Source organism: Pseudomonas sp. NPDC087614 (assembly GCF_044743485.1).
Classification (GTDB): Bacteria; Pseudomonadota; Gammaproteobacteria; order Pseudomonadales; family Pseudomonadaceae; genus Aquipseudomonas; species Aquipseudomonas baetica_A.
Window position 1 is genome coordinate 98,232 of the sequence record NZ_JBIUWN010000001.1, and the last position, 13,199, is coordinate 111,430.

Sequence of the window (13,199 nt, forward strand, 5' to 3'; positions counted from 1 at the left end):
CTTACAGCAGTCCTGCTTGGGTCATCAGCTCGACGGCTTTTTGGCTGTCGAGTTTCGACGCATCAACTTTGGGCGCATCCAGATCTTTCAGCGGCGTCAGCTTCGCATTGGACGGTGCGCCTTTGCCTACGGCGTATTCAAACGAATTGCCGCTATGCAGAATCTCCTGACCTTGTTTGCCCGTGATGTAGTTGAGGAACTGCTGGGCCTCCTCCTGGTGTTTGCTGGAGGCCAGCACGCCTGCGCCGGAAATGCTCACGAATGCACCCGGGTCCTGATGTTTGAAGTAATGCAGTCGGGTGTTCTTGCTGTTTTCGCCGGTTTTGGACTGATCGACGAAGCTGTAATAGTGATAGATCACGCCGCTGTCGATCTGCCCGGCGTTCACCGCTTTGAGCACGGCGCTGTTGCCACGATACACGGAGGCATTGGCTTTCATGCCTTTGAGCCAATCGAGCGTGGCGGCTTCGCCTTTCTGCTCAAGCACGGCGGCGACGATCGCCTGGAAGTCGGCACCGGCAGGGGAGGCGGCCCAGCGATCTTTCCAGCCGGGTTCTGCCAGATCGAGCAGGGATTTGGGCAAGTCTTTTTCCGCCAGTTTGGCCGGGTTGTAGACGAACACCGTCGAACGCGCTGCGATACCGACCCAACGCCCGTGGGCCGGGCGGTACGCCGAATCCACTTGTTCCAGCGTTTTCGGCGCTACGGGGGCGAACAGCTTGGCGTTGTCGACCAGCACCATCGCCGGTGAGTTCTCGGTGAGGAACACGTCTGCCGGTGAGGCCGAGCCTTCCTGTACGAGCTGATTGCCCATCTCGGTGTCATCGCCATTACGAATCGTCACGGGAATACCGGTCTCTTGAGTGAACCCGGCGACCCAGGCCTTGGTCAGGCTTTCGTGCTGTGCGTTGTAGACCAGCAGGCCAACGCTATCAGCGGCGAACGTCTGGCCCGCACCGAGCAGGGCGGTGGCGAGCAACGCGCGCTTCAGAAAGGACGGAAACTGTGGATTCATGACGAGAACGCTCCTGATTTTCAGACGTTATGGGCAAGCACTCGCGCAGACTTCAATGCGAATGATTTGCATATGTTGGGCCGTCGGCAATGTAGAGAAACAAATGAGAAAAAAACGTCAAACGCACCGTTAATACATGTCATTTCTATTCAGATTGCCAGCGGCGTCGCAGACGCACGATTGCCGTGCGTCATTCAACGTCAGGTTATTCAGGAGGGATTGGGGATGAACGCGATGCTTTGGTCTGTGCGCCCGTGGAAAAACTGCTCGCCACGCGTGGGGGTGGTGGTGACGATCTGGTGATCGGCGCTCAGGTATTGGAGCGGCAGTGGGTCGCCTTTGCGGTACTGGGCAACGATGATCGTTCGTTGCGGATTCCAGTGCTCGCCGCTGGTGCGTTCCAGCCACGCCATCATCTGCGCCGAACTGCCGGTGCGCGGAAAATCACGGCTTTGCGGCACATAGTAGAAGGGCGCGCCACCGGTTTGCAGGTACATCGGCACTTTGTTGTCGACCTCGACCATCACCATGCGCCACTGATTGAGTGGCGCCTGCAGGCTGGCCTGCTCGCGCACGGTTTCGCCAAAGCGAATCGCACCGCCACCGCTATTGGTCCATGGATAGATGACGCCGAGCACGGCGACCAGCACGACGGTGGCCGCAGCGAATCCTCTCATCCATCCGCGCCCCTGGGTATTGCGCGCCGCCATGCGCCGGGTGATCCACCACGCACCGAGCAGTTGCGCGAATGGTACCAGCGGCAGTACGTAGTAACTGCGCCGACTGCCACTGGCGGTGAAAAACAGCATCAGCAGGGCCAGGCCCTGGATCAGCCAGCGGGCGTCGGGTTCGATGTGGCGCCAGCGCCGCGCCGCGACCCACAGCGCAATGATCCAGCATGGCGCCCATGGCAAGGTATAAACCGGCAGATAGAGCAGATAAGTGTAAATCGGGCCCATGTTGTCGAACGGCTCGAAGAACCGCACGACGTTTTCACGCAGTACCAGGCCCAGACCGCTTTGGCTGTAATTCGGCGCGCCATAGAGGTGGGACAGCAGGAACGGCAGCATGTAAAACGCCCCGGCGATCACCAGCGCTACCGCCAGACGGCCATTCAAATGACGTTTCCAGCGGCCTTCGCTGAGCAGGTGCGGCAACAGCAGCAGGCCCGGAAGGATGAATCCGATCAGCCCCTTGAACAGCGACGTCAGCGACAGCAGTCCGAAGAAGACGACGTAACGCCAGAGCCTTGTGTCCTCCGGCCCGCGCCAATACCACCAGAACGCAGCCAGTACGCCGCACACCGTCAGGATGTCGGCGGTGGCGACCCGCGCCCAGAAAACAAAATAGAAGGTCGTGGCGAGCATCCACCCCGCGATCAATCCCGTGCCTTTGCGAAATAGCTGCTCGCCGATCAGATACACCAGCCAAACACTCAGCCATGCCGCGATGACCGAAGACAACCGTAACGACCAGTGCCCCAAACCGCCCATCAGCCAGGCTGAAGCGGTGATCAGCCAGTACGACAGCAGCGGCTTGTCGTAGTACGGATCGCCTTTGAGATACGGGTCGAAATAGTCACCGCTTTGCAGCATCTGCAAGGCGATGTTGGCCCAACGGGTCTCCGCGCCCCAGAGTTCACGGCTGCCCAGCCCCAGCAGCAACATCAGTGCGGTGGCGGCGAGAAGGATCAGCAAGGCACGCCGATCATTGGCACTCGATGTCATGGCTGGCTCTGCGCAAAGATGAAAATTTGCAGATTGCCCCGCTGAAAGTGCTTGCCGTCCACCGGCAACAACTCAATTTCCTGGAACTCCTGGGCGCTATTGACCCGCATCACCACCCCCACCGAGCCTTTCTTGCGCGCTTCGGTCATCCACTGGCCGACGCCGTCGAGACTGACCTTGCGTGAGGCCATGGCCGGGTCGTCGAGGCCGTACTTGAGTTCGCTGACCGTGTTGAACAGATCCACCTGCGGTCGTTTCAAGCGCCACGCCAGGGCTGACGCCGCACCGAGGTCGTTACTCAGCAGCGAGGTGGTTTCGCTCAGCGCCTGCTGATGCTCGGCAATAAACTGATCCGGCATCTTGCTGTCGACGATCTGCGCGGGCATCGCCGCCGGCAGCAGCGCGATCAACAAGCCTATCCCCAACGCCGGCATTGCCCACAACGTCAATGGCCGCAGCACCTGCAGCGCGTTGGCGATGATCCAGCCGATCAGCACGATGTAGGCCAACGACAGGCTGAACATCTCGGTATTCTGGTAAATCTCTTTGGTGGCCTGCAGGTAGAGCAGCGCAATCAGCGCAACACTCGCCAGCACGGTATTGATCACGCCGTTCAGGCGCAGTACCCGCGCCTTTCGCTCGTCCAGCCAGTTGATCACCGTGCGCCCCATCACCAGAGCCAAAGGCAACAGACACGGCATGATGTACGTCGGCAGTTTGCCGCTGCTCAGGCTGAAAAATGCCAGGGGCAGTAGAAACCACAGGGCAACGAAGGCGATTTTCGGGTCGTGCCTCTCGCGCCAGGTGCGGATGATGGTCGAGGGCAGGAGCACGGCCCACGGCAGGCTGCAAGCGAAAAGCAGCGGCAGGTAGAACCACCACGGACGTGCATGCTGCGCGGCGGCGCCGGCGGCAAAACGGCGGATGTGCTCATGCCAGAAGAAGAACCGCCAGAAGTCCGGTTCACGGTAATAAACGGCTAATGCCCAAGGTACGCTGACGATGGCTGCGACCAGCACCGCCACCGGGCCGTAACGCAACAGTTCGCCAAACCGGCGTTGCCAGATCATGTAGGGCAGGGCGACCAGCACCGGTAATAGCAACGCGAGAAAGCCCTTGGTCATCAGGCCCATGCCACACGCGATCCCCAACAGGGCCCAACTGCCGAGGCGGGCGCGGGGAGTGGAACTGTCGATGGCAAACCACACCGCGACCAGACTCAGGTTGACCCATAGCGTGAATTGCGGATCGAGATTGGCATAACCGGCTTGCCCGGCGATCAGGCCGAAGCTCATGTACAGCAGAGCGACGGCTGCGCTGATTCGCGGGTTATTCCACAAACGGCGCGCTATGAGATAGGCCAACCAGACGCTTGCGCCGGTACTCAGTGCCGAGGCGATCCGCACGCCGAACAGGTTGTCGCCGAAAATCGCCTGACCTATGGCGATCATCCAGTAACCGGCAATCGGTTTTTCAAAATAACGAATGCCCATGAAATGTGGTGCAACCCAGTTGCCGCTCAGCAGCATTTCCTGGCTGATCTGGCCGTAACGGGTTTCATCGGGGATCCACAAGCCGTGACTCATCAGCGGCAGCAGGTAAAACACCACGAAGGCGAGTATCAGACCCGGGATCGCCAGGCGTTCGGCGAGGGAGGGTGCATTGTGTAGCGGTGAGCTGCGGGCAGTGTGGCGCAGTGGATTATTCTCAGACGTCATGACTGGACCTTGGGGCAGAGCAGGGTGTTTGTTTCAATAACGCACTTGGCACAATCCGAGGCGAGCGTGTTATTGGTGGATGAATGCAAGTAAGTTAAGTCCGACAGACATTTCCTGTATTCAGCGAACTTTTCTGCTTCCAGTACAAAGTTCGCCTTGCTAAGACAAGTTTAAAAAATGCGAATGTCCAGCGTTCACATATGTTCGAAATCAATTATTACAAAGTGACGGGCAAGTCGGAGAGACTTTTATGTTCGCTGCATTCATTGACCGGTTTATTGCTGGGCGATTTTCGACCACGCGTTTTCATTCAAAATGCCCAGGACTTTAAGTTCGCCTTGGGGGGCTATGCGTACCAACAATGCACTGCCGTATTGAGCTGTCACCGCGTGGGGGTAACCGGTCTGCTTTTCAAAATCGCTGATGCAGCCGCTGTGGGTGATCAGCACCAGGTTATGACCTGCCGTCTTGTGCGCCACGACGTCATTGCGCATCGTCGGCCCACACACCTCCAGCCAGTCCTGTGTGATGGCGTCCTGGCCGAACATGGAGTGGGCGGTTTGTGCGGTACGGGTGAGCGGACTACTGAACACTTCGGCCCGCTTCATGCCCAGCCGCACGAACCCTTGTCCGACGGCAACAGCCGCGTCACGTCCTACCTGAGTAATGCCATCTGCCGGCCCCAGGCAAAGGTTGGTTGACTGGTCACACCGTTCGGTATGTCGCACCAGTGCGACAACTTCTCCAGCCTGCCAGGCTTTCATCCATTGGGCGGTGACGGTGCTTGCGGCGTTGCCCAAATCCTTTGGGGAACGCTGCGACCAGACAAAACCGCTGACCAATGCGGTGACCAGCACCAGGCCAAAAGCCGTTAGCAAGAGACGCAGACGGGAATAACGCCATTGTTTGGCAGGTCTTTTTAATTGTAATGATTCAATCAAGTTACTGCCCCTTGTGTAGATACTTGAAGTCTCGCTGGTGCAATGGAGGGATGACGATTAAACCAGCTTCACGATTGTTTACTTGAATGGAGGCTGAACATTGCGCTGATGATCATGGCGGTGTGGTGAAGAACATGTGAAAAATTTGCGAGCGCATCAGCAAACAAACTAAAACGGCTATTTGATAACCAAACTCAATTGCTGTTTTATTCGTGAAGCCCCCTTAACAAAAGTTGCCAGTGCCGGTAAAGCTGCAAGCATGAACACAACCGTGCAGCGCCCTTTTTTTGCGATTGAACTGAGCAGTCGTGGAGTCATTTCTAGCCAATGGACTTTAAGCAAAGCCTCACCAAACGGATTGTGGTCGTCTTCGCCTCGATGAGCGCCCTGGTCGCCGGTGTGTTTGCGCTAGGGATTGTCGCCACCGTGCACGTGGTCGAGCGCAATTTGACCCGTACCACGCTCGGCGGAGGGTTGCACCGGTTACTGGCGATGGATGACATCAGCCACTGGAACCATAAACCTGAAAAAAGTGAGCTGTTTTTTTTCGAGGGCGGACGAGGGACCATGGCGCTCACCGCGCAACTGGCAGCATTGCCTTTGGGCTTTCAGGAGATCCAGTTTGACGGCGATGACTTCTACGCGATGGTGGAAGCTGTTGGCGGGCGAAAATACGTACTGTTGCGGGACCAGGAAAACCTTGAGCAGCGCGAGCGATTGCTGTTCATTGTGGTGATTGTCGGTTTCATGCTCAGCGTGTTGCTGGCCATTGGGCTGGGCCGTCTACTGGCGCGGCGGGTCATGGCCCCGGTGATCCGTCTGGCGAACCAGGTCAGGCATCGCGACCAACTCATTGAACTGGCTCCGCCTCTGCATCCGGACTATGCCGCCGACGAAGTCGGCGAACTGGCGTTGTCGTTCGATCAGACGCTGGGCCGGTTAAGGCAAACGCTGAGCCGGGAGAAACTCTTCACCAGCGACGTCAGCCACGAATTGCGCACACCGCTGATGGTGCTCGCCAGTTCCTGCGAACTGTTGCTGGCCAACCCTTCACTGGACGCGCGCTCCTCGGCGCAAGTCAACCGCATCGCCCGGGCCAGCGACGAAATGCGCCAGTTGGTCGAGACATTCTTGCTGCTGGCCCGCAAGCAACAGGAAGCCGGCACTGAATCTGCCTGCTCGCTCAGGGAGGTCGCCGATGCTTTGGTTGAAGTCTGGGGGCGGCTGATTCGTGAAAAGGGCCTGGAATTTATCTACGACGCGCAACACGCAGGAACGGCGCTCTACAACCTGACCTTTGTGCAGTCGGTCATGGGCAATCTGTTGCGCAACGCCTGGCACTACACCGATCAAGGGTTTGTCCGCCTGACCCTCCACGAAAACAGCTTTGTGGTCGAGGACAGCGGCATCGGTATCCCCGAGGAGCAACACCATGCGATGTTCCAGCCATTCGTGCGCGGCGATGAGCAGCGTGGAGAGGGCCTCGGCTTGGGGCTTTCATTGGTGCAGAGAATCTGTAACCAGCAGCATTGGCAGGTGCAACTCACCAGCCGTGAGCCCAACAGTTGTCGTTTTACCGTGACGCTGACTCAAGAAGAAGCTGGGCACCTGTGCGGATCGCCAGCGGTCTGACTGATCAGGGCAGCCAGACGTTTGACGTTGTTCTGCTGGGCCGAGACCAGTTCATCGATACTGGGGCCTGACGGCGTTTGCAGCGTGGAACGGCAGGTCAACAGGCCGTTGTCGGTATCGCCGAGCGGCCGCAGTCGCCATGTTGCATCGATCAACGCGTACTGGCCGGGAATCGAGTCGAAGCGTTGTACATCGATACGCACCGAGACAGTGCCCCGCCCGCTGATGTTGCTCAGTTGGTCGGTCAAGGCACTGCGCAACTCATCCGCCAGACTCGCGCCCCACCAGTGGGTTTCCAGAATCGCCAGGCCGCTGCTGCCCTCGCGGACGACAATTTGCGGACGATCCACCTGGGGCGGCACGGTGATCCCTTCAATCGGGATTTGTGTGCCCGCCCGGTGACTACCGGGTTGCACCGGCGTCAGGGTGTGAAAGCTGATCGGGTCGCTGCGGCAAGCACCCAGCAACATGAACGCAGCGAGCACGGTGATCTTCAGCGGTAAAGCCATGGGTTAGCTCCTGTGCTCAATTGCGTGGCGGTCCTTTCAGGTCCAGTGGCGCGGCGTTGTCGGGGCGCCCGCGAATCAGCGATTCCGGGTGACGGCCCAGATAATCCGACAGCTCACGCAAGGAGCGCGACATGCGTGCGAGTTCATCGAGGGTCTGGTTGAGTTTTTCGCGCTGCGGCGAATCTTCGGCCAGGGTCGAGTTGGCGGACTGCAAGGTTTTGCTGACGTCGGCGAGGGTGGTCTGCACGCCCGGCAGGGTCTTGGCGTTGAACTGGGTCAGACCTTTGCGCAGTTCGACCAGATTGCTGTCCAGGTTGCTGGCGATGCTGCCGACCGGGAGTTTGTTGAGCTTGTCGATCATGGCTTCGAGTTTGACCTGTAGCTGTTCGAGGCTGCCGGGAACCGTCGGAATCACCACTGGGCGCTGCGTCGGGTCAAACGCGACTTTTTCGGCTTTCGGGAAGAAGTCCAGGGCGATGTACAACTGTCCGGTCAGCAGGTTGCCGCTGCGGGCTTGCGCACGCAGGCCCTTGTCGATGAAGGTGCCGATCAGGCGTATGCCGGCAGCTTCGTCGTCGGGGTTGTGCTTGAAGGTCTTGAGCATTTTTCCGTAGGCCAGACCGAGGCGCTGCGGGTATATGACAATGCCGACATTCAGCGGGAAGCTGCTTTTGTTCGCGTCGAAATCCAGATTGATCGCCACCACCCGGCCGATCTCTATGCCGAGGAACTCCACCGGAGCGCCGACCTTGAGCCCGCGCAAGGATTGGTCGAAACGCAAGCTCAGGTATTGCGCTTTGCCGCTGGGTGGGGCGAGGGCGGTTTGCTGGTCTTCGAACAGTTCGAAGTGTTTGTCATCGGCCGCAGCAACGTCATTGGGGCTGTAGTCCGGCGCCCGAAAGGCAATACCACCGACCAGCATCGACGACAACGATTCGGTCTTTAACTGAAAGCCGTTGGCGCCGACGCTGACGTCAATACCGCTCGCGTTCCAGAAACGGGTGTTTTCGGTGACAAAAGCATCGTTGGGCGCATGAATGAACACTTCAATGTCCACGCCCTTGCCGTCAGATGCCAGTGCGTAGCTGACGACCTGACCGACCGGGATCTTGCGGTAGTAGATCGGCGAGCCGATGTCCAGCGAACCGAGATCCGGGGCGTGCAACATGAAGCGCTTGCCGGGTTCGCCATAGGTGATCGGTGGTGGGTTTTCCAGACCTTTGAAGTGTTTGGCTCGGGTGTTGGACTGGCCGATATCGGCACCAATGTAGTCGCCGGAAAGCAGGGTATCGATACCCGACACACCGCCGGCCCCAATACGCGGGCGCACCACCCAGAACTGGGAGTCTTCGCGGGTGAAGGATTCGGCACGCTTGGCCAGTTTGATGGTGGCGTTGACGCTTTTCTGGTCATCGCTCAGTTCGACATCGGTCACCTGACCGATCACCACGTTGCGGTATTTGACCTCGGTCTTGTTGGCCACCAGGCCGCTGCCGGTCTTGAAGTTGACGGCGATGGTCGGCCCTTCCTGCAGAAGGTTGTGCACCACCAGCGAAATCCCCACCAGCACCGCAACGATTGGCACGATCCAGACCAATGACACACTGAAGCGTCGGGTCTTTATCGGCGCCTGGTCTGGTGCTCGCGGCTCGTCGGTGGCTGACGACTTCATCCGTGTCCTCCTTCAATAATTGGGCACTGAGCGTCAGGAACGCAAAAGCACTTCATCAATATAGAAGTGCTGGGCGATAGAGCAAATGTGCGGAAGGGAAAGACCTCAGCCGAGCATCTCGCGTAAGCGATACCAGAACATTCCCAGTGCCAGCAGCGGCGAACGCAAGGCCGGGCCGCCGGGGAAGGTCATGTGCGGCACGCCGCTGAACACGTCCATGCCCTGGCTGTGACCGGCATCAATCGCCTCGCCGAGCAGTTTCGCGCACCAGTGGGTGACGTTCAGGCCATGGCCGGAATACCCCTGGGCGTAGAACACGTTCGGGTGCTGCTTGAGTCGGCCGACCTGCGGGAAGCGGTTGGCGGTGATGCCGATTTTGCCGCCCCACTGATATTCGACGCGCACGTCCGCCAGTTGCGGGAAGACCTTGAGCATCTTCGGCCGCATGTAGGCGGCGATGTCCGCCGGATCGCGTCCGGAATAATGGCAAGCACCGCCGAACAGCAGGCGCCGGTCCGCCGAGAGCCGGTAATAATCAAGCCCGACCTTCTGATCGCACAGCGCAAAATTGTTCGGGATCAGTTGCGCGGCACGTTCGTCGGACAATGGTTCGGTGGCGATGATGTAACTGCCCGCCGGCAGCACTTTGCCGCTGAGCTGTTTTTCGAGCTCATCCAGGTGCGCGTTGCAACCGAGTACCAGGCTGCCGGCACGTACGGTGCCGGTGGCGCAACGCACTTGCACGGTTGTGCCGTGGATGATTTCCAGCACCGGACTCTGCTCGAAGATGCGCACACCCAGGGACGCGGCCAGCCGCGCTTCGCCCTGTACAAGATCGAGCGGATGCAGGTGACCTGAGCCCATGTCGATCAGACCGCCCGCATAGCCTTCGGCGTTGACCACTTGCTGGCGGATCTGCTCGGGGCCGACCAACCGGGTTTCATGGGCGTAACCGAGTTCGGCGAGGCCAACGTGTTCGTCCCTGAAGGCAGCAAATTGCGCGGCCGTGTTGGCCAGCTCACAGAACCCCCAGTGCAGATCGCAATCGATGCTGTTGTCGCCGATGCGCTGGCGCACCAGCTCCACCGAATCAATGCCGGAGCGCTGCAAGTAGCGCACGCCTTCCTGACCGACATAACGGGCGAAACCTTCGACCTCATGGCCGATCCCGCGAATCAACTGACCGCCATTGCGCCCGCTGGCGCCCCAGCCAATGCGCCGGGCTTCGATCAGGATCACCGAGAGTCCGCGCTGCGCCAGTTCGATGGCGGTATTGACCCCGGTGAACCCGCCGCCGATCACGCAGACATCGGCACTCAGATCGCTGTCCAGTATCGGGTAGGGCGTGGTCGCCCGCGCTGAAGCAGCGTAATAGGAGCGGGCGTGTTCTTGGCTGTACTGATTCATTTGTTGGACTTCACTTTGCTCCAGGAGCGGGTCATCAGACGCATGATCGCCTGGGGCGGGGTAGAGGAGATGTAGAGTTTGTCGAGCACGGCCTGCGAGGGATAAACCTCAGGGTTGTTGACCAGGTCCTGATCCATGTATTGCTTGGCGGCCGGATTCGGGTTGGCGTAACCGACCGAAGTGCTGACTTTGGCGATCACTTGCGGATCGAGCAGGTAATTGATGAAGGCGTGGGCTTCTTTCGGGTTGCTGGCGTCTGCCGGGATGGCTAGCAGGTCGAACCACAGGTTGGCGCCTTCTTTGGGAATGGCGTAGGCGATGTTCACGCCGTTCTTGGCTTCTTTGGCGCGGTTGGCAGCCTGGAACACGTCGCCGGAGTAACCGAAGGCTACACAGATGTCGCCGTTGGCCAGGTCCGAGACGTATTTCGATGAGTGGAAATAGGTGATGTAAGGGCGAACGCTCAGCAGCTTCGCTTCAGCCTTTTTAAAGTCTTTCGGGTTTTCACTACGAGGGTCCATGCCCATGTAGTTGAGTACGGCGGGGAAAACTTCGTCGGCCGAGTCCATCATCGAGACGCCGCACTGGCTGAGTTTTTTCATGTTCTCAGGCTCGAACAGCACGGCCCAGGAGTCGATGTGATCGATGCCCAACACTTGCTTGACCTTGTCGACGTTGTAACCGATGCCGTTGGTGCCCCACAGGTAAGGCACTGAGTGCAAGTTACCGGGATCGTTCTTTTCCAGCAGCTTGAGCAATTTCGGGTCGATGTTCTTCCAGTTCGGCAACTGCGAACGATCCAGTTTGAGAAAGGCGCCGGCCTTCACCTGACGGGCGAGGAAATGGTTGGACGGCACCACGACGTCATAACCGGTGCGACCGGCGAGCAGCTTGCCTTCGAGGGTTTCGTTGGAGTCGAAAACGTCGTAGATCACCTTGATTCCGGTCTTGGCCTGGAAGTCGGCGAGGGTGGTTTCACCGATGTAGTCGGTCCAGTTGTAGACGCTGACCTGGGGTTCGGCGTGGGCCACGGCGCTGAACAGCACGCTCAGAGCAACCGGGAGTACGGATTTCAATAGACGCATATCGACACCTCTTCGAATTATTGGATTTTTCAGGTGGTTCGCTATTTCCCTTGTGGGAGGGGGCTTGCCCCCTCCTACAGAGGATTTGTGGAATTGGCTTAAACGCTCAGCATCAGGAACTCGCGTTCCCACGAGCTGATCACGCGCTTGAAGTTTTCATGCTCGGCACGTTTCACCGCGACGTAGCCGCGTACGAATTTGTCGCCCAGGTAGTGCGCAACGGTGTCGCACTCTTCCATTTGCGTCAGGGCTTCTTCGATGGTGATCGGCAAACGCAGGTTGCGGCGTTCGTAGGCGCGGCCTTGTACCGCAGCGCTAGGCTCGATGCCCTCGACCATGCCGATGTAACCGCAGAGCAGACTCGCGGCAATCGCCAGGTACGGGTTGGCATCGGCACCCGGCAGGCGGTTTTCAACGCGCATGGCTTGCGGGCTGGAGGTCGGCACACGCAAACCAACGGTGCGGTTCTCTTCGCCCCATTCGACGTTGACCGGTGCCGAGGTGTCCGGCAGGAAACGGCGGAACGAGTTCACATTGGGCGCGAACATCGGCAGCACTTTAGGGATGTACTTCTGCAAACCGCCGATGTAATGCAGGAACAACTCGCTCATTTGCCCATCGGCGGTGGCGAAGATCGGCTGGCCGGTGGCGATATCCACCACACTTTGGTGGATATGCATGGCGCTGCCCGGTTCGTCACCAATGGGCTTGGCCATGAACGTCGCCGCGACGTTGTGCTTGAGCGCCGCCTCACGCATGGTTCGTTTGAACACGGTGATCTGGTCGGCCAGATCCAGGGCGTCGCCGTGACGGAAGTTGATTTCCATCTGCGCCGGGCCGTCTTCGTGGATCAGCGTGTCGAGGTCCAGACCTTGCAGTTCGCACCAGTCATAGACGTCTTCGAACAGCGGATCGAATTCATTAGCCGCATCGATGGAGAACGACTGCCGGCCACTTTCAGCGCGGCCCGAACGACCCAGCGGTGCCTTGAGCGGCAAGTCCGGGTCTTCGCAGCGCTGGGTCAGGTAGAACTCCATTTCCGGCGCCACAATCGGCTTCCAGCCTTTGTCGGTATACAGCTGCAAGACTTTCTTCAGCACGTTGCGCGGCGACAGTTCGATCGGGTTGCCGAACTTGTCGAAGGTGTCGTGGATGACGATGGCCGTCGGCTCGATGGCCCATGGAATCACGTAGACCGCATCGCTCACCGGTTTGCAGATCATGTCGATGTCGGCCGGGTCGAGCAGGTCGTAGTAAATGTCGTCGTCGACAAAATCCCCGGTTACCGTTTGCAGCAGCACACTCTCCGGCAGGCGCATGCCGCGCTCCTGGAGGAACTTGTTGGTCGGTGCGATCTTGCCGCGGGCGATGCCGGTCAGGTCGCTGACCACACATTCAACTTCGGTAATCTTGTGATCTTTCAGCCAAGTGAACAGCTGATCGAAAGGGGCATTCATAAAGACCTCGTTATTGGTTTTAGAGACGCCGGGGAG

General features: G+C 59.0%; 10 protein-coding genes. 1 reads left to right on the top strand and 9 read right to left on the bottom strand.

The window, feature by feature from the left end; genetic code table 11:
* Position 1: 1 nt before the first annotated feature.
* The 4 genes from ACIOWA_RS00445 to ACIOWA_RS00460 all read right to left on the bottom strand — a co-directional run bounded on the left by ACIOWA_RS00445 (position 2) and on the right by ACIOWA_RS00460 (position 5,401).
* On the bottom strand, positions 2–1,015 hold the full coding sequence (locus ACIOWA_RS00445; protein ID WP_221731708.1) for an iron ABC transporter substrate-binding protein: 1,014 nt from the start codon (positions 1,013–1,015) through the stop codon (positions 2–4).
* Between the two features lie 209 nt (positions 1,016–1,224).
* A complete protein-coding gene (locus ACIOWA_RS00450; protein ID WP_401157629.1) occupies positions 1,225–2,742 on the bottom strand; it encodes an ArnT family glycosyltransferase in 1,518 nt (505 codons plus the stop codon).
* Positions 2,739–4,460, bottom strand: a complete 1,722-nt coding sequence (gene arnT / locus ACIOWA_RS00455) for a lipid IV(A) 4-amino-4-deoxy-L-arabinosyltransferase (protein ID WP_401157631.1) — start codon at positions 4,458–4,460, stop codon at positions 2,739–2,741. Before arnT ends, ACIOWA_RS00450 begins: the two co-directional genes overlap by 4 nt.
* 275 nt (positions 4,461–4,735) lie before the next feature.
* Positions 4,736–5,401: a histidine phosphatase family protein gene (locus ACIOWA_RS00460; protein ID WP_401157633.1), complete on the bottom strand. Its 666-nt coding sequence runs from the start codon at positions 5,399–5,401 to the stop codon at positions 4,736–4,738.
* A 327-nt stretch (positions 5,402–5,728) separates the two neighbouring features.
* Here ACIOWA_RS00460 and ACIOWA_RS00465 point away from each other — a divergent pair, with 327 nt between their 5' ends.
* Positions 5,729–7,033 (top strand): sensor histidine kinase, encoded by a 1,305-nt coding sequence (locus tag ACIOWA_RS00465; protein WP_401157635.1) that lies wholly within the window; start codon positions 5,729–5,731, stop codon positions 7,031–7,033.
* On the opposite strand, the gene ACIOWA_RS00470 is transcribed toward ACIOWA_RS00465, so the two are convergent.
* The 5 genes from ACIOWA_RS00470 to ACIOWA_RS00490 all read right to left on the bottom strand — a co-directional run bounded on the left by ACIOWA_RS00470 (position 6,991) and on the right by ACIOWA_RS00490 (position 13,163).
* Complete coding sequence (locus tag ACIOWA_RS00470) at positions 6,991–7,542, bottom strand: PqiC family protein (RefSeq protein WP_339507653.1); 552 nt, start codon at positions 7,540–7,542, stop codon at positions 6,991–6,993. The genes ACIOWA_RS00465 and ACIOWA_RS00470 overlap by 43 nt on opposite strands.
* Before the next feature lie 16 nt (positions 7,543–7,558).
* A complete protein-coding gene (locus ACIOWA_RS00475; protein WP_401157637.1) occupies positions 7,559–9,214 on the bottom strand; it encodes an intermembrane transport protein PqiB in 1,656 nt (551 codons plus the stop codon).
* Between the two features lie 105 nt (positions 9,215–9,319).
* Positions 9,320–10,621, bottom strand: coding sequence for an FAD-binding oxidoreductase (locus tag ACIOWA_RS00480; protein ID WP_339465063.1), 1,302 nt, complete (start codon positions 10,619–10,621; stop codon positions 9,320–9,322).
* Positions 10,618–11,706, bottom strand: a complete 1,089-nt coding sequence (locus ACIOWA_RS00485) for a polyamine ABC transporter substrate-binding protein (RefSeq protein WP_339507651.1) — start codon at positions 11,704–11,706, stop codon at positions 10,618–10,620. The genes ACIOWA_RS00480 and ACIOWA_RS00485 overlap by 4 nt, the downstream gene beginning before the upstream one ends.
* 98 nt (positions 11,707–11,804) lie before the next feature.
* Positions 11,805–13,163 (bottom strand): glutamine synthetase family protein, encoded by a 1,359-nt coding sequence (locus tag ACIOWA_RS00490; protein WP_339494354.1) that lies wholly within the window; start codon positions 13,161–13,163, stop codon positions 11,805–11,807.
* Positions 13,164–13,199: the final 36 nt, after the last annotated feature.